At 70.7% G+C, this 14,820-nt stretch carries 18 protein-coding genes and 1 riboswitch; of the genes, 8 read left to right on the top strand and 10 right to left on the bottom strand.

The window, feature by feature from the left end; genetic code table 11:
* Positions 1–2: 2 nt before the first annotated feature.
* Together V2W30_RS05290 and bioB are read right to left on the bottom strand one after the other, a co-directional pair.
* A complete protein-coding gene (locus V2W30_RS05290; RefSeq protein ID WP_338694054.1) occupies positions 3–1,280 on the bottom strand; it encodes an adenosylmethionine--8-amino-7-oxononanoate transaminase in 1,278 nt (425 codons plus the stop codon).
* Entirely contained in the window at positions 1,273–2,463 is a 1,191-nt protein-coding gene (bioB, locus tag V2W30_RS05285) for a biotin synthase BioB (RefSeq protein WP_338694053.1), read from the bottom strand. Before bioB ends, V2W30_RS05290 begins: the two co-directional genes overlap by 8 nt.
* Before the next feature lie 143 nt (positions 2,464–2,606).
* Here bioB and V2W30_RS05280 point away from each other — a divergent pair, with 143 nt between their 5' ends.
* Positions 2,607–3,785, top strand: coding sequence for an 8-amino-7-oxononanoate synthase (locus tag V2W30_RS05280; protein ID WP_338694052.1), 1,179 nt, complete (start codon positions 2,607–2,609; stop codon positions 3,783–3,785).
* On the opposite strand, the gene V2W30_RS05275 is transcribed toward V2W30_RS05280, so the two are convergent.
* Positions 3,769–4,002, bottom strand: a complete 234-nt coding sequence (locus V2W30_RS05275) for a DUF397 domain-containing protein (protein ID WP_338694051.1) — start codon at positions 4,000–4,002, stop codon at positions 3,769–3,771. The two genes, V2W30_RS05280 and V2W30_RS05275, sit on opposite strands and share 17 nt — an antisense overlap.
* Positions 3,999–4,904, bottom strand: a complete 906-nt coding sequence (locus V2W30_RS05270; protein ID WP_338694049.1) for a helix-turn-helix transcriptional regulator — start codon at positions 4,902–4,904, stop codon at positions 3,999–4,001. Before V2W30_RS05270 ends, V2W30_RS05275 begins: the two co-directional genes overlap by 4 nt.
* A 261-nt stretch (positions 4,905–5,165) precedes the next feature.
* Here V2W30_RS05270 and V2W30_RS05265 point away from each other — a divergent pair, with 261 nt between their 5' ends.
* Positions 5,166–5,624 carry an ATP-binding protein gene (locus V2W30_RS05265; RefSeq protein ID WP_338694047.1) on the top strand — a complete coding sequence of 153 codons (459 nt, stop codon included), beginning with the start codon at positions 5,166–5,168 and terminating at the stop codon, positions 5,622–5,624.
* 7 nt (positions 5,625–5,631) lie between these two features.
* Here the strand turns inward: V2W30_RS05265 and V2W30_RS05260 are convergent, their stop codons facing one another.
* Positions 5,632–6,552 (bottom strand): LysR family transcriptional regulator, encoded by a 921-nt coding sequence (locus tag V2W30_RS05260; RefSeq protein ID WP_338694045.1) that lies wholly within the window; start codon positions 6,550–6,552, stop codon positions 5,632–5,634.
* Positions 6,553–6,687: 135 nt separating this feature from the next.
* Here V2W30_RS05260 and V2W30_RS05255 point away from each other — a divergent pair, with 135 nt between their 5' ends.
* A complete protein-coding gene (locus V2W30_RS05255; protein ID WP_338694043.1) occupies positions 6,688–7,335 on the top strand; it encodes a LysE family translocator in 648 nt (215 codons plus the stop codon).
* Here the strand turns inward: V2W30_RS05255 and V2W30_RS05250 are convergent.
* From V2W30_RS05250 to V2W30_RS05235, 4 genes are all read right to left on the bottom strand, one after another.
* Positions 7,274–7,789 (bottom strand): DUF6328 family protein, encoded by a 516-nt coding sequence (locus V2W30_RS05250; RefSeq protein WP_338694041.1) that lies wholly within the window; start codon positions 7,787–7,789, stop codon positions 7,274–7,276. The genes V2W30_RS05255 and V2W30_RS05250 overlap by 62 nt on opposite strands.
* A gap of 150 nt (positions 7,790–7,939) precedes the next feature.
* Positions 7,940–8,413, bottom strand: a complete 474-nt coding sequence (locus V2W30_RS05245; protein WP_338694040.1) for a C40 family peptidase — start codon at positions 8,411–8,413, stop codon at positions 7,940–7,942.
* Between the two features lie 3 nt (positions 8,414–8,416).
* Positions 8,417–8,551: riboswitch (cyclic di-AMP (ydaO/yuaA leader) on the bottom strand.
* 403 nt (positions 8,552–8,954) lie between these two features.
* Positions 8,955–9,263: a hypothetical protein gene (locus tag V2W30_RS05240; RefSeq protein ID WP_338694039.1), complete on the bottom strand. Its 309-nt coding sequence runs from the start codon at positions 9,261–9,263 to the stop codon at positions 8,955–8,957.
* 7 nt (positions 9,264–9,270) lie between these two features.
* Complete coding sequence (locus V2W30_RS05235) at positions 9,271–9,906, bottom strand: ATP-dependent Clp protease proteolytic subunit (protein WP_338694038.1); 636 nt, start codon at positions 9,904–9,906, stop codon at positions 9,271–9,273.
* A 97-nt stretch (positions 9,907–10,003) separates the two neighbouring features.
* Here V2W30_RS05235 and V2W30_RS05230 point away from each other — a divergent pair, with 97 nt between their 5' ends.
* A complete protein-coding gene (locus V2W30_RS05230) occupies positions 10,004–10,312 on the top strand; it encodes a type II toxin-antitoxin system Phd/YefM family antitoxin (RefSeq protein WP_338694037.1) in 309 nt (102 codons plus the stop codon).
* A gap of 170 nt (positions 10,313–10,482) precedes the next feature.
* Here the strand turns inward: V2W30_RS05230 and V2W30_RS05225 are convergent, their stop codons facing one another.
* Positions 10,483–11,505, bottom strand: coding sequence for an ABC transporter permease (locus tag V2W30_RS05225; protein WP_338694035.1), 1,023 nt, complete (start codon positions 11,503–11,505; stop codon positions 10,483–10,485).
* A gap of 147 nt (positions 11,506–11,652) precedes the next feature.
* Here V2W30_RS05225 and V2W30_RS05220 point away from each other — a divergent pair, with 147 nt between their 5' ends.
* The 4 genes from V2W30_RS05220 to V2W30_RS05205 all read left to right on the top strand — a co-directional run bounded on the left by V2W30_RS05220 (position 11,653) and on the right by V2W30_RS05205 (position 14,816).
* Entirely contained in the window at positions 11,653–12,273 is a 621-nt protein-coding gene (locus V2W30_RS05220; RefSeq protein ID WP_338694033.1) for a TetR/AcrR family transcriptional regulator, read from the top strand.
* Between the two features lie 198 nt (positions 12,274–12,471).
* Complete coding sequence (locus tag V2W30_RS05215) at positions 12,472–12,774, top strand: urease subunit gamma (RefSeq protein ID WP_338694032.1); 303 nt, start codon at positions 12,472–12,474, stop codon at positions 12,772–12,774.
* A gap of 16 nt (positions 12,775–12,790) precedes the next feature.
* Positions 12,791–13,102 carry an urease subunit beta gene (locus tag V2W30_RS05210; protein WP_338694030.1) on the top strand — a complete coding sequence of 104 codons (312 nt, stop codon included), beginning with the start codon at positions 12,791–12,793 and terminating at the stop codon, positions 13,100–13,102.
* Complete coding sequence (locus V2W30_RS05205) at positions 13,095–14,816, top strand: urease subunit alpha (protein ID WP_338694029.1); 1,722 nt, start codon at positions 13,095–13,097, stop codon at positions 14,814–14,816. The genes V2W30_RS05210 and V2W30_RS05205 overlap by 8 nt, the downstream gene beginning before the upstream one ends.
* The last annotated feature ends 4 nt before the right edge of the window (positions 14,817–14,820 follow it).

Raw genomic sequence — 14,820 nt, 5'->3', positions numbered from 1 at the left:
GCTCAGCCCTCCCGCGCGGCCGCGCACACCGCGCGTCCGATCCGTGCCAGATCCTCGTCGCCGGTGATGTACGGCGGCATGGTGTAGACGAGGTCCCGGAACGGGCGCAGCCACACGCCCTCCGCGACCGCCGCCCGGGTCGCCGCCGCCATGTCGATGTCGTGGTCGAGCTGGACGACACCGATCGCGCCGAGGACCCGTACGTCCTGAACTCCATCGATCTCGCTGGCTGGTGACAGGGCGTCATGCAGTCCCGACTCGATCCGTTTGACCTCCGCCCGCCAGTCCTGGCCGAGCAGCAGATCGATCGAGGCGTTGGCGACGGCGGCGGCCAGCGGGTTGCCCATGAACGTCGGCCCGTGGGCGAGCACCGGTACCTCGCCCCGCGAGATCCCGTCGGCGACCCGCGGCGTGCACAGCGTCGCCGCCATCGTCAGATAGCCGCCGGTCAGCGCCTTGCCGACGCACATCACGTCCGGTGTCACCGCCGCGTGCTCCGCCGCGAAAAGTGCGCCCGTGCGCCCGAACCCCGTGGCGATCTCGTCGAAGACGAGCAGCACGTCGTGCGCGTCGCACACCTCGCGCAGCACCCGCAGATACGCGGGGGAGTGGAACCGCATCCCGCCCGCGCCCTGCACCACCGGCTCCACGATCACCGCGGCCAGCTCGTGCGCGTGCCGCTCGACCGTGTCCCGCAGACGCTCCGCGTACGACTCCTCGTACTCCGTCGGCGGCGCGTCCGCGAACACCTGCTCCGCCAGCACCCCCGACCACAGCCCGTGCATCCCGCCCTCCGGGTCGCACACGGACATCGGCTGCCAGGTGTCGCCGTGGTACCCGCCGCGCCAGGTCAGCATCCGGCGCTTCTCGGGCCGGCCGAGCGAGCGCCAGTACTGGAGGCACATCTTCAGGGCGACCTCGACCGACACCGAGCCCGAGTCGGCGAGGAAGACGTGCTCGAGACCCTCCGGCGACATGTCGACAAGGCGCTCGGCGAGCCGGACGGCGGGCTCGTGCGTGAGCCCGCCGAACATGACGTGGCTCATCCGGTCGAGCTGACCGCGCGCCGCGTCGTTGAGCACCGGGTGGTTGTAGCCGTGGATCGCCGACCACCACGACGACATGCCGTCCACCAGCTCGCCGTGCCCGGCGACGCGCAGCTGCACCCCGGCCGCCGACTCGACGACCAGGGGCTGCTGCCGGCCCGGCATGGGCCCGTACGGGTGCCAGACGTGGCGCCGGTCGAGGTCGAGCAGGGCGTCGATGTCGAGCTCAGGCATTGGGAGCGAGATCCGTCCCCGCACCCCGGCGGCGCACGGCGACCAGATCCGTGCGCGCCTCACCCGGCGCGTCCGCGGTCCGTACCGTGTCCGTCCTGACCGCGTCGGACCGTTCGTCGGACCGTGTCCCGTCGGCCGGTGCCTCGTCGGCGGAACCGCACACCGACCCGCAGCCGCCACCCCGGTGCTCCGGCAGCGTCACCTGGTCGGTGCCCTCCACCTCGAACCCGGCGTCCGCGATCATGTCGAGGTCCGCCCGGCCCGCCTGGCCCTCGCTGGTCAGGTAGTCCCCGAGGAAGATCGAGTTGGCGATGTGCAGCGCCAGCGGCTGCATCGAGCGCAGGTGCACCTCGCGGCCGCCCGCGATCCGCACCTCGACGTCCGGGCAGACGAAGCGGACCATGGCCAGAATCCGCAGGCAGCGCTGCGGCGTGAGGTTCCACTCCTTGGCCAGCGGCGTCCCCTCGAAGGGGATCAGGAAGTTGACCGGAACCGAGTCGGGATCGAGCTCACGCAGTCCGAACACGACGTCGACCAGATCCGCGTCGCTCTCGCCCATGCCCGCGATCAGCCCCGAACACGCCGACAGACCGGCCGCGTGAGCCTTCTGCACGGTGTCGACCCGGTCCGCGTAGGTATGCGTCGTGGTGATGTCGCCGTACGTCGCCTCGGACGTGTTCAGGTTGTGGTTGTAGGCGTCCGCGCCCGCGCCGCGCAGCCGCTCCGCCTGCCCGTCGGAGAGCAGACCGAGGCAGGCGCACACCTCGACGTCCTCGTTCTCCGACTTGATCGCGTCGATCGTCCGCGCGACCCGGTCGACGTCCTTGTCCGTCGGTCCGCGCCCGCTCGCCACCAGACAGACGCGCTTGGCGCCGCCCGCGACACCGGCGGCCGCGGCCTTGGACGCCTCCTCCGGCTTGAGCCACGTGTACTTGAGGATCTCCGCCTTCGAGCCCAGCCGCTGGGAACAGTACGAGCAGTCCTCGGGGCACAGCCCCGACTTCAGGTTCACCAGATAGTTCAGCTTCACCCGGCGCCCGAACCACTGGCGGCGCACCTTGCCGGCCGCGGCCACCACGTCGAGCAGTTCGTCGTCGGTCGTCGCCAGCACGGCGAGCGCCTCTTCACGGCTCGGCAACGCGCGCCGAAGCCCCTTGTCCACCAGCGTGTTCAGCAGGTCCATGGAGCCTGATCCTTGCCTATGAAGACGCTCAGAGGAAAGGAGACTTCGTACAAAGGACTGCGTTCGACGTGTGGGTATTGCCACATCCTGACCTTGTGGCGGGACGGTTAGGGTCTGTGCGTTACCTACAAAACGGGGTCCCGATGACTGCACCGTCCACGCCGCCCGCAGCACCGTTCGACTGGATCGAGGAGCAGCGCCGCACGCGCGCGGCGGCGGGTCTCACCCGCACCCTGCGCCCGCGCCCCGCGCACTCCCCGCTGCTCGACCTCGCGGGCAACGACTACCTGGGACTGTCCCGCCACCCCGAGGTCGTCGAGGGGGCCGCCGAGGCGGCACGGCAGTGGGGCGGCGGCGCCACAGGGTCGCGGCTGGTGAGCGGAACCACCGAACTGCACGCTCAACTGGAGCGCGAGCTGGCCGAGTTCTGCGGCTTCGAGGCGGCCCTCGTCCTGTCGTCCGGTTACGCGGCGAATCTCGCGGCCGTCACCGCACTCGCCCCGCACGGCTCACTGATCGTGTCGGACGCGGGCAACCACGCCTCTCTGATCGACGGTTGCCGGCTCGCCCGTGGTGCCACGCAGGTCGTACCGCATGCCGACCCCGAGGCCGTCCGTAAGGCGCTCGGTACCCATGACGGCCCGGCCGTCGTCGTCTCGGACACGGTCTTCTCCGTCGACGGCGACCGTGCGCCGCTCGGGGAACTGGCGTCAGTATGCCGGGAGTTCGGGGCGGGTCTGCTTCTCGACGACGCCCACGGCCTGGGTCTGCTGGGCGACGGCGGGCGCGGCGCCCCGCACGCGGCGGGCCTGGCGGGCGCGGCCGACACCGTGGTCACCGTCACCCTCTCCAAGTCCCTGGGCAGCCAGGGCGGAGCCGTCCTCGGCCCGGCCCACGTCATCGAGCATCTCGTCAACGCCGCCCGTACGTTCATCTTCGACACCGGGCTCGCCCCGGCCGCGGCCGGGGCCGCGCTCGCCGCCCTGCGCGTACTGCGCGGGGAACCGGAGCGCGCGGCGCGCGGCCGGGACGTCGCCCTGACGTTGCATCAACTCCTCACCGGTGCGGGATTCTCAGCCGTACGACCGGACGCCGCCGTCGTCTCCGTGCTCGCGCCCTCGCCCGAGGATGCGGTGAGCTGGGCCGCGGGCTGCCGTGCGGAGGGTCTCGCGGTGGGCTGCTTCCGCCCCCCGTCCGTCCCCGACGGCATCTCGCGACTGCGACTGACCGCCCGTGCCGACCTCACCGACTCGCAGGTCGCCGAGGCCGTACGTGTGATCAGCCGTACGTCTCCCAAGGGCGCGATCAGCGCAGGGAGTTGACGAAGCCCGTCCAGGCGGACGGGGTGAACAGCAGGGCGGGCCCCGCCGTGCGCTTGGAGTCGCGCACGGCCAGCAGGCCGGTGAGGGGCCCCGAGGGCAGGGGGGCCGTCTCGACACAGTTGTTGGCGCCGGTGCTGCGGCTGCTGCGCCGCCAGTGCGCGCCACGGAGGGATGTGCTGGAGGGTACGGACGAAACGTGCCGAGGCAGTGCAGTCATGGTGCCTCCTTACGCAGTGCCGTGGCACGACGGGGTGTCGGCGACTCCGTCTGCCCGGCGAGCTGTGCGATGAATTCCAACGAGTCCTCGGGCGAAAGGGCGTGGAGCACAAGAGCATCGAAGGCGTCCGTGTACGCCTTGAGGTCTTCTTTCCGTTCGAGGTAGAGGCTACTCGTCAAATGGTCGAGAACAACCACATCCAGATCAGATGTGTTCGGAAAAGAGAACACAACGAAAGGGCCTGTGATGCCGATGTGGCTGCCTCCGGAGAACGGCAACACCTGGATTCGGACATTCGGCATATGCGCCGCTGACATCAAGTGCGTCAATTGCCGGGAGAGAATGCCGTTCCCGCCCACCTCGCGACGGAGCACCGCCTCGTCGAGCACCGCGTTCATCTGGAGCGGCGGCCGACCGCGCAGCACGTCCTGTCGCGCGAGCCGCACCTCCACCAGGGCGTCGATGTGCCGTTCCGGCATGCCCGCGAGCACCGAACGCGTCACCGCGCGCGCGTATTCGGGAGTCTGGAGCAGTCCCGGCACGACGCTCGTCTCCAGCGTCCGGATGCGGCAGGCCTGCGACTCCAGACTGATGAAGTCGCTGTAGGTGGGCGGCAGCAGCCCCCGGTAGGCGTGCCACCAGTGGCGTCCGCCCGCGTCCTCGGCGCCGGCCAGAGCGACGACCAGCTCCCGCAGCCGGGGGTCGTTCGCGCCGAAGGCGTCGAGCAGCAGCAGCACGTCCGAGGGCTTCACACCGCTGCGTCCCGTCTCGATGCGGCTCACCTTCGACTGGTGCCAGCCGACCAGGCGGGCGGCCTCACCGCTCGTGAGCCCGGCCGCGACGCGCAACGCGCGCAGTTCCGCGCCGAGTTTGCGGCGGCGTACCGCGGGACCGTACTTCATAGTGACTCCTCGGCTCCTCCGGCCTTGGGCTGGGGCGGCTCTTGAGCAGACGGTAGAGGAACCGGCGTGCGCTCGCCCAAATACGGTCTGTCGTCGCAGAGTTCACCGCTTCGGGCGACAGATATATGCATATCTTGAGGGATCGCCACCCTTGAGGGACATCTAAGTGGCACTCTGGCGCGAAGCAGTAGTCGCGGGCCGAGCGAGAGCGATCCGCCGCAGGCGGACATGCGGCCCCGGCGGGAAAGGGACGACGTCGCCATGGCAGACCACCAGGAAGCATCCGTCACGCTGCCGAGCGATCCCGCCTCGGTGTCCGCCGCCCGCCGGTACGTGAGCAACGTACTGGCGGAATGGGGGATGCCAGGAGACAGCGACGAGGCCGACACCGTCCGTCTGATCGTCTCCGAGCTCGCGACGAACGCGGTGCAGCACACCCTGGGGCAGTCACCCACGTTCACCGTCGACGTCGAGCTCGAACGCGACGAGCGGCTGCGCATCGGCGTCACCGACAGTCACCCCCGCTACCCCAAGCGGCTGCCGGCCGCCGTCCAGCAGGACAACGGGCGGGGCATGGTCATCATCCGCTGCCTCACCGCGGAGTTCGGCGGAAGACTCTCGGTCTCCCCGACGCCCGAGGGCGGCAAGACCGTCTGGATCGCGCTGCCCTGGATCCACGCGTCCAATGGCTCGAACGGACGCCCCACGCAAGCGTGTTGACGCTCCATCAGGCGCCCGTCCGGCCGAAGGCCCCACGCAGGAGGGCCCGGAACCCGTCCACGGCCGGGTTCGTCTCGTCGGCCCGGTGCACCATCGAGATCGTCCGCCGCAGATCGCCCGGTTCGAGGCGTCGTACACCCACCGGTGTCGCCGACATCCGCGCCACCATCTCCGGCACCACCGCCACCCCGAGTCCCGCACTCACCAGCGCGCACACGAGCACATAGCTCGGCGTCGAGACGAGGACCGACGGCGTCGCCCCGACCCGCGCGAGCGCCGACTCGACCCCTTGGCGCGGCGGATGCGTCGGCGCCATGCTGATCAGTGGCTGCCCGGCGAGCTCCCCGAGCGGCAGCCGCGCCGCCCCCGCGGTCCCTGCCGTCAGCGCGTGCCCCGGCGCCGTCACGAGCACCAACTCCTCGACGAGTACGGGCTCCTGGGCCACCGAAGCGGGCACCGCCACCGCGGCGGCGGGCTCGTACGCGTGAGTGAGCGCCACGTCCACCTCCCCGGCGGCCACCGCCGCGATGCCCAGCGGCGGCTCGTACCCGGCGACCGTGAGCTCCACGTCCGGATGCGCGCGACGGAACGCGGTGAGGGCCGGCGGGAGCAGATGCATCCCCGCCGTCGTGAAGGTGCCGAGGCGCAGCCGCCCGCCCGAGAGCCCCGCCAGTTGGGCGAGTTCGTGCCGGGCACGCTCCATCTCGTCGAGCACGCGGCGGGCCGTCGTCACCAGGACCTCACCCGCACCCGTCAGCCGGGCACCCCGGTGGTGGCGTACGAGAAGCGCGGTCCCGGCCTCCCGCTCCAGTTTCGCGAGCTGTTGGGAGAGCGCCGGGACCGTGTAGCCGAGGCGCTGTGCGGCCCGGGTGATCGATCCGGCCTCGGCCACCGCCACCAGGGCGGCGAGCCGCGTCGGGTCGTACATGCGGGTCTCCAGAGGGGCGGCGCGGACGCGAGGGCGGAGCGACCGGAGCGGGCGAGGGGGGTAAAGCAACGCTTTAGGCAGACCCAGAATATTGCACATACCTGCTGAAGGCCCGGCTCGGGCAGGCTGACCGCCATGGACGCTCAACTGGTCGCCTTCACGGGCGTCGCCGCGGGAATGGTCGCTCTGCCCGGCGCCGACTTCACCGTCGTCGTACGCAACTCGCTGGTCTCACGCCGCGCCGGCGTGGCCTGCGCCCTCGGTGTCGCCGGCGGCCTGCTCGTCCACACGGCACTCGCGGTCGCGGGCGTCGCCGCGGTCCTGACCGCCGTGCCCGCCCTCTTCCGGGCCCTCCAGATCGCCGGCGGCGCCTATGTGCTCCACCTCGGCGTCCGCACCCTCCAGTCCGCTGCCCGGCCGCTCGCGGAACGCCCCGGCGCGGACATCGGCACGGAGCTCGGCACGGAAGGGCGCGCGCACACGGGCGGTGCGCTGCGCCAGGGTTTCCTGACCAACACGCTCAATCCGAAGGCGCCGATCACGTTCCTGAGCGTGCTGCCGCAGTTCGTGCCGCAGGGAAGTCCGGCGCTGCCGCGCACGGCCGTCCTGTCGGCGATCGTCGTGGTGCTCGCCCTGCTCTGGTTCCCGGCCGTCGCGCTGCTCGTGGACCGGCTCGGCCGGTGGCTGCGCAGGCCGCGCACCGCCCGCGCCGTGGAGGCCGTCACGGGGAGCGCTCTGGTCCTGCTGGCGGGGGTCCTTCTGCTGGAGTCCCTGTTCGCGTGAGCGCGCGGCGCAGCACCCAGGGCAGCAGTCCCCACAGCGCCGCGCAGACCACGAGGGTGCCGACGCCCGCCGCGATGCCCGCGCCGCGGTCGAGCGTCACGTCGACGACCAGCAGCACCGACCCGGACAGGGCGAGGACGAGCACGCACATGCCGTAGGCCGCGAGCCGCGCCGACACCCGCACGATCTGCGGCTTGGCCCCGAGCTGGAAGAGCACCCGGTGCACGGCCGCGGGCGCCGTCAGGAGGGCCGCCGCCACGACCGCGAGCAGCAGCGTCGTCACGTAGGTGGCGCGCTGTACGGAGTCCAGGGACGGGAAGCGGGGCGTGAACGCGAGCGTCAACAAGAAGGCGAACAGAAACTGCACCCCGGTCTGTACGACCCGGAGTTCCTGGAGCAGCTCACCGAAATTGCGGTCGGCGCGCTCCAACGGGGTCTCGTTGCGCTCGCTCATGTCGCCATGAGTAACCCATAGTGCGGATTTCAATCGAATTTCAATCGAAAGCGACCGCAAGGGATCTTTTATGGCCGTCGGTGGGGCGGGCCTGGCGCCCGGCCCGCCCCACCGACGGCGCGTCGGCACGGTGGCGTGACGGGTCGCGCGTCAGCGCACCCGGCCGTACCAGACGCTCTTCGTCCAGATCTTTTGCAGTCTCACCACGTCACCGGTCTTCGGGGAGTGCCAGATCCGTCCCTTCCCGGCGTAGATCCCGACGTGGTACACGCTCCGGCCCGAGTGGAAGAAGACCAGGTCACCGCGGGTGCGGGAGGACGCGCGGATATGACGCGTCTTGTTGTACTGCTGCGCGGCGGTGCGGGGCAGCTTCTTGCCCGCCCGCTTGAACGAGTAGAGCGTCAGACCCGAGCAGTCGAACCGGTGCGGGCCCGTCGCGCCCCACTTGTAGGGCGATCCCTTCTTGGATGCCGCGACCTGCAGAGCTTTGGTCGAGGCCACCGCCGCCGACGCCTCGGAGGCGGCGCCGGGGACCATGAGTCCCGCGCCGGCCACGGCGAGGGTGAGAGCCGAGGCGGTACCGGCCCTCGTCAGCAGCGACGGAACACGATCGAGCGCAGTCATGCGCAACCCTTCGTCAGCCGCCTGCGAAGGATGACCTGTCGGGTTCGGGCTGGCGAAGATGCCCGGCCGCGTACCGCGGCTTCACCCCAAGGGCCGCTCGGTCACACCTCGGTCGAGGTGAGCCGGCGACCCGTCGTGCCTGGGTCCTCCACTCCTGCCGATGCACTTCTGTCGACCTGACATCCGCGAGGCGGCAGGACTCGGCGTCCGCGCGGACCGCCCCGCCGTGGTGGCGGGGGCTTGTCGTCGGAAGGGATCTTCACGCACTCCTGCCGCGGATTCCGAGCTGAACCGGCGGTAAGTGAGGCTCGTCACGCTTGACCCGTTCAGGTGGACAGTGCGGCTTTCGGTCCCTGGGTGCGAGGCCCGACCACGCTCGCACCAGGGGCGGAACGGTGAATTCCGTTGTCCGCCTACAGTCCTGACGCAACTCTGGACGGCTTCGTGACGGATGAACGTCTACGCCAATCGGGGGTACGCCATCTGGGCCGTTTCGGCCCTGGTGCAGACGGGTCGGGCGGTCGAAGCGCGGTCGGCGACCTCAACTGACAGTTTCTGGCGGCAAAGTGACCCGCTGTGTTCGCCTCTCGCCGTCCAAGACGCGTAGAGCCCGTGTCAGGGTTGCCGCGTGCACCTCGCTCTCTCCGCGCTGGTGCATCAGCGTCAGGGCGTCCCGCAGCGCTGTCGCCCGACTGACGAGCGCCTGCGCCGCACGCAGCCCGCGGTAGGTGTCGTCCCCGCGCGCCGGATTGATCCGCGCGAGCAGATTGACCACCGCCAGATAGGCGTCCACCAGTTCGCACTCGGCGCGGGTCAGCGCGGGCAGCGGCGGCTGTTCGGGTGGGTACATCGGCACGTCACCTCGGGTCCTGAGTGCCGAGGGAGGCCTTGCGGCTCGTCAGGACGTGGTCCACGAGGCCGTACTCCAGGCTCTGCGCGGCAGTCAGCACGGTGTCGCGCTCGATGTCCGCGCCGATCCGCGCCTTCGTCCGGCCCGAGTGCAGTGCGAGCAGACCCTCCAGTTGGTCGCGCACCCGCTCCATCTCACGGGCGGTGATCTCCAGATCGGTGGGCTGGCCCTGGGCCGGCTCGGGCAGGGCGGGCTGGTCGAGGACCACGCGCGACCCCGGGAGCATCATCCGCTTCCCGGGCGCCCCGGCCGCGAGGAGCACCGCGGCGACGGACGCGGCCTGCCCCAGACATGTCGTCTCCACCTCGCACCCGACGTACCGCATCGTGTCGTAGATCGCCGTCATCGCGCTGAACGAGCCGCCGGGGGAGTTGATGTACAGCGAGATCGGCTGGTCGGGCGCGGTGTATTCGAGGTGCATGAACTGCGCCATCACGTCGTTGGCGGACGTGTCGTCGATCGGGGTCCCGAGAAAGACGATGCGTTCTTCGAGCAGCTTCGCGTAGGGGTCGAGCGTGCGCTGCCCCGTAGCCGTGTGCTCCGTGAACTCGGGCAGGACATAGCGGCTGGACGGATTGTTCATGGTGCTCGCGCCTCCTGTGCTCACGACGGCGCCCCGGCCACCGGGACGTCGTTGCTGTAAAAAATGTACAGGACGTACATGACGTACGATGGTGAGCATGGCCTACGAGATTCCGGTGACGCAAGCCAGGGCTGAGCTCGCCGACCTGATCAACCGCGTGGTGTACGGCGGCGAGCGCGTCGTGGTCACCCGCCACGGCAAGCCGCTCGTCGGCCTTGTCTCGGCCGCTGACCTGGAGCGACTCGAAGCCCTCGGGGAGCCGGCCGCCGACCCGGTGGACGAGCCGGTGATCAGTTCCGTCTCCTCCGTCGGCTCCCTCACGTCCGCTCCCGGCGAACGCGGGCGCGGGCAGTTCGGTATCGCGGCGGAGCATCGCGGCCCCGAGGTCCGCCAGGGCGGTGCGTAGAGCCAGAGCCCGTGGAGCCGGGCAGAGCCCGTAGAAACAACCCGTAGGCCCGTAGGCCCGGGGAACCGAGCGGAGCCCGTAGCGACAACCGGCGCCTGTAGAACGCGAAAGGCCGTGCGTCCCCGTCCGCTACAGCGGGGACGCACGGCCGGTCCGTGGTACGCGCGAGGTCAACTCACCGGCTGCGGTGTACGCGTCGGCGACGGTGCCGGGATCGCGTCCGCGGTGCGGCGGGCCCGGCGTCCGCCCGCGAGGACGGCCAGGAGGCCGAGCGCCGCCCACGCGGTGAGGGTCAGGGCGGGCCGCGCGGCCTGCGCTCCGTCGAAGTACGCGACCGAGCGCAGCAGCGCGCCTCCGGCGCCGGGCGGCAGCAACTGGCCGATGGCGCCGACCGGTTCGGGCAACAGCTGGGGCGCCGACGCCACGCCGGAGAACGGGTTGCCGAGCAGCACCATCAGGAGCGCCCCGACGCCGATGCCCGCCGGGCCGACGAGCGCCGCGAGCCCGGCGACCGTCGCGCCCACCGCGAGCGTCGACAGGCCCAACACCCCGGCCTGCGCCCACCAGTTGCCCGTCAGTACGTGGAGCCAGCTGTCGGTGAGGGCCGTCGCCGCGACCCCTACGACCGTCGCCGCCGCCGACAGCGCGAGGGCGGCCCGGAACCCGCGCAACCGCGTCAGGGTGACGATCGCGCCGCCCGCGACCCCGGCGATCGCGAGCGGAAGCACGCTCGAACTCAGCGCGGAGCCGCGGGGATCCGCCGCCGGAGCCGGCACCACGTCGACCGTCGTCACCTTCGCGCCCGGCGGCGCCTGTGCCGTCACGGCCTGTTGCAGCAATTGCGCCACCGTCGGACTTGCCGCCGACGCGGTCAGCAGCTTCGTCCCGTCCGGCCCCGCCACCACCGCTCCGTATACGGTCCGGTCCTCGATCGCGGCGCGGGCGGCGGCCTCGTCGGCGTACCGGTGCAGCTCGAACGCGCCGTCCCGTGCGCCCAGTTGACGCTCCACCGGGCCCGCTGCGGCCGCGGGCCCCGCGACACCGAGCGGCAGGTCGCGCGGCGCCGTGCGGGCGGCCGGCCAGGCGAACGCCCAGAGCGCGAGCGCGGCGAGCAGCGGGACGAGCAGGGCGACGGCGATCATTTTGCCGCCGTGGCGGGGTGGGGCGGTGGAGGGCGCTGAGGGGGCGGACATGGGGTTCTCCAGGGGGGTGGCGTCCGGCGAGGGGGGTGAGGGGGCGCGTGACTCAAAAAGAAGGATCGTTCGTTTTACTAGACGCCGACACTCTCCCGCCGACGCGTCACCTTGTCAAGAATGAATGTTCGTTTTACTTTGACGGGCATGGCCCGCGTATCCCAGGAACACCTCGACGCCCGCCGCCGCCAGATCCTGGACGGCGCCGCCCTCTGCTTCGCCCGCAATGGCTTCCACGCCACGTCGATGCAGGACATCCTGAAGGAGGTGGATCTCTCCGCCGGCGCGGTCTACCGGTACTTCCGCGGCAAGGACGACCTGATCCACGCCATCGTCACGGAGGTGTTCGACGACGTCAGAGCCGCGTTCGAGGGGGCCGGCAAGGAAGCGCCGCTGCCGCTCCCGCACGACCTCGTCTCGGTGGTGGTGGGGCGGATGCTCACGGGGCGTCACGGGCTCCAGGTCGACGGGGTGTCCTACTTCCCGCGTCTGATGGTGCAGGTCTGGACGGAGACGCTGCGCAACGAAGGGCTCGCCGCCGTCTTCCAGGAGGGGTACGCGAAGGTCTGCGAGGTCTGGGTGCGGATCGTCGAGGAGTATCAGGCGGCCGGAATGATGCGCACCGACGTGGCGCCGGAAGTCGTCGCCCGCACGATGATCGCGACCGTGCAGGGGTTCGCCGCCCAGCAGGCGCTCTTCGGTGAGTCCCCTCTCGAAGACCTCAGGCTCGGGCTGCGCGGACTGATGAGTATGCGGGAGGTCAGCTGACGGCAAGGGGGTGGTCAAGTGACGGTTAACCTCGTTGAAACTCCGCCCAACTAGCCTGCGCTGCACGTCACCAGGGGTTTTCGTAGCCGGGGTGCGCAAGATCGCGCGCAATCCTTGTGTGTTACATCTATATCCGTCGTGGTGGCCGCGGCAGTCGGGCCCCGCACGGCCCGGACCGAAGGACTGTGAGGTGGGACCGTGCAGCTGACCCCGCACGAGCAGGAGAGACTGCTCATTCATGTGGCCGCCGACGTGGCCGAGAAGCGTCGGGCCCGGGGTCTGAAGCTCAATCACCCCGAGTCGATCGCACTGATCACCTCGCACATCCTCGAAGGCGCCCGCGACGGCCGCACCGTCGCCGAGCTCATGTCCTCCGGGCGGAAGCTGCTGACCCGCGACGACGTCATGGAAGGCATCCCCGAGATGATCCACGACGTCCAGGTCGAGGCCACCTTCCCGGACGGGACCAAGCTCGTCACCGTCCACGACCCGATCGTCTGACGGGGGAGCGGCAGCCATGATTCCCGGAGAGATCCTCTTCGCCGAGGAGCCCGTCGTCTACAACGCGGGCCGCGAGGTCACCGCCATGACGGTGCTCAACGCCGCCGACCGCCCCATCCAGGTCGGCTCCCACTACCACTTCGCCGAGGCCAATCCCGGCCTCGACTTCGACCGCGCCGCCGCCCGCGGCCTGCGGCTCAACATCGCCGCCGGAACCGCCGTCCGCTTCGAGCCCGGCATCCCCGTCGACGTCGAACTCGTCCCCCTCGCAGGCGACCGGATCGTCACCGGCCTGCGCGGCGAGACCGGAGGTGCCCTCGATGCCTGAGCTGTCCCGCGCCGCCTACGCCGATCTGTTCGGCCCCACCACCGGCGACCGTGTCCGCCTCGCCGACACCGATCTGCTCGTCGAGATCGAGGAGGACCGCTCCGGAGGCCCCGGTCTCTCCGGTGACGAGTCCGTCTTCGGCGGCGGCAAGGTCATCCGCGAGTCCATGGGCCAGTCCCGTGCCACGCGCGCCGAAGGCACCCCGGACACCGTCATCACGGGCGCCCTGATCATCGACCACTGGGGCATCGTCAAGGCCGACATCGGTATACGCGACGGCCGGATCACGGGCATCGGCAAGTCCGGCAACCCGGACACCATGGACGGCGTGCACCCCGATCTTGTCATCGGCCCCGAGACCGAGGTCCTCGCGGGCAACGGGAAGATCGTCACCGCCGGCGGCATCGACACCCACATCCACTTCATCTCGCCGACCATCGTCGACGAGGCCCTCGCCTCGGGCGTGACGACACTCGTCGGCGGCGGCACGGGACCGGCCGAGGGCAGCAAGGCCACCACCATCACCCCCGGCTCCTGGCATCTGGCCCGGATGTTCGCGGCGATGGAGAACAGCCCCGTCAACATCGGGTTCCTCGGCAAGGGCAACACCATGTCGAAGGCGTCCATGCGGGACCAGTTGCGCGCGGGCGTCTGCGGTTTCAAGATCCACGAGGACTGGGGTGCCACCCCCGCCGTGATCTCCGCCTGCCTCGACGTGTGCGAGGAGTCGGGCGCCCAACTGGCCGTCCACTCCGACACGTTGAACGAGGCCGGATTCGTCCAGGACACCTTCGACGCCGTCGGCGGGCGCACCCTGCACGCCTTCCACGTCGAGGGCGCGGGCGGCGGCCACGCCCCGGACATGATCACCGCCGTGCAGCTGCCCAACATGCTGCCGAGCTCCACCAACCCGACCCGGCCGCACACCGTCAACACCGTCGAGGAGCACCTCGACATGCTGATGGTCTGTCACCACCTGAACCCCGCGGTCCCCGAGGACCTCGCGTTCGCGGAGTCCCGCATCCGGCCGACCACCATCGCGGCCGAGGACATCCTGCACGACATGGGCGCCATCTCGATCATGTCGTCCGACTCGCAGGCCATGGGCCGTATCGGCGAGGTCATCATGCGGACCTGGCAGACCGCGCACGTGATGAAGCGCCGCCGCGGTTTCCTCGCGGGCGACACCCGCGCCGACAACGCCCGCGCCCGCCGCTACGTCGCCAAGTACACGATCAACGCGGCGATCGCCCAGGGCATCGAGCACGAGGTCGGTTCCGTCGAGACCGGCAAGCTGGCCGACCTGGTCCTGTGGGACCCGAAGTTCTTCGGCGTGAAGCCGCAGGTCGTCCTCAAGGGCGGACAGATCGCCTACGCGCAGATGGGTGACGCCAACGCCTCCATCCCGACCCCGCAGCCGGTCATGCCCCGCCCGATGTTCGGCGCGTACGGGAAGGCGCCCGCCGCCAACTCGTTCAACTTCGTGACGGAGACGGCCATCGAGGACGGCCTGGTGGACCGGCTCGGCCTCGCGCGGGCCTTCGTGCCCATCCGCTCGACCCGCGGACGCGGCAAGTCGGACATGGTCAACAACGACACCCTGCCGCGCGTCGAGGTCGCCCCCGACTCCTTCGCCGTGACCATCGACGGCGAACTCGTCGAACCCGCGCCCGCCACCGAACTGCCGCTCGCCCAGCGGTACTTCCTCTTCTGAGCGG

Origin of the sequence: Streptomyces sp. Q6, assembly GCF_036967205.1 — a bacterium.
Taxonomy (GTDB): Bacteria; Actinomycetota; Actinomycetes; order Streptomycetales; family Streptomycetaceae; genus Streptomyces; species Streptomyces citrinus.
This window is presented reverse-complemented; position numbering and strand designations above follow the sequence as displayed.

Excerpts from the sequence above, each read along its gene's own strand:
- V2W30_RS05290 (WP_338694054.1), bottom strand. The coding sequence starts at position 1,280 with ATGCCTGAGCTCGACATCGACGCCCTGCTCGACCTCGACCGGCGCCAC.
- bioB (WP_338694053.1), bottom strand. The coding sequence starts at position 2,463 with ATGGACCTGCTGAACACGCTGGTGGACAAGGGGCTTCGGCGCGCGTTG.
- V2W30_RS05280 (WP_338694052.1), top strand. The coding sequence starts at position 2,607 with ATGACTGCACCGTCCACGCCGCCCGCAGCACCGTTCGACTGGATCGAG.
- V2W30_RS05275 (WP_338694051.1), bottom strand. The coding sequence starts at position 4,002 with ATGACTGCACTGCCTCGGCACGTTTCGTCCGTACCCTCCAGCACATCC.
- V2W30_RS05270 (WP_338694049.1), bottom strand. The coding sequence starts at position 4,904 with ATGAAGTACGGTCCCGCGGTACGCCGCCGCAAACTCGGCGCGGAACTG.
- V2W30_RS05265 (WP_338694047.1), top strand. The coding sequence starts at position 5,166 with ATGGCAGACCACCAGGAAGCATCCGTCACGCTGCCGAGCGATCCCGCC.
- V2W30_RS05260 (WP_338694045.1), bottom strand. The coding sequence starts at position 6,552 with ATGTACGACCCGACGCGGCTCGCCGCCCTGGTGGCGGTGGCCGAGGCC.
- V2W30_RS05255 (WP_338694043.1), top strand. The coding sequence starts at position 6,688 with ATGGACGCTCAACTGGTCGCCTTCACGGGCGTCGCCGCGGGAATGGTC.
- V2W30_RS05250 (WP_338694041.1), bottom strand. The coding sequence starts at position 7,789 with ATGAGCGAGCGCAACGAGACCCCGTTGGAGCGCGCCGACCGCAATTTC.
- V2W30_RS05245 (WP_338694040.1), bottom strand. The coding sequence starts at position 8,413 with ATGACTGCGCTCGATCGTGTTCCGTCGCTGCTGACGAGGGCCGGTACC.
- V2W30_RS05240 (WP_338694039.1), bottom strand. The coding sequence starts at position 9,263 with ATGTACCCACCCGAACAGCCGCCGCTGCCCGCGCTGACCCGCGCCGAG.
- V2W30_RS05235 (WP_338694038.1), bottom strand. The coding sequence starts at position 9,906 with ATGAACAATCCGTCCAGCCGCTATGTCCTGCCCGAGTTCACGGAGCAC.
- V2W30_RS05230 (WP_338694037.1), top strand. The coding sequence starts at position 10,004 with ATGGCCTACGAGATTCCGGTGACGCAAGCCAGGGCTGAGCTCGCCGAC.
- V2W30_RS05225 (WP_338694035.1), bottom strand. The coding sequence starts at position 11,505 with ATGTCCGCCCCCTCAGCGCCCTCCACCGCCCCACCCCGCCACGGCGGC.
- V2W30_RS05220 (WP_338694033.1), top strand. The coding sequence starts at position 11,653 with ATGGCCCGCGTATCCCAGGAACACCTCGACGCCCGCCGCCGCCAGATC.
- V2W30_RS05210 (WP_338694030.1), top strand. The coding sequence starts at position 12,791 with ATGATTCCCGGAGAGATCCTCTTCGCCGAGGAGCCCGTCGTCTACAAC.
- V2W30_RS05205 (WP_338694029.1), top strand. The coding sequence starts at position 13,095 with ATGCCTGAGCTGTCCCGCGCCGCCTACGCCGATCTGTTCGGCCCCACC.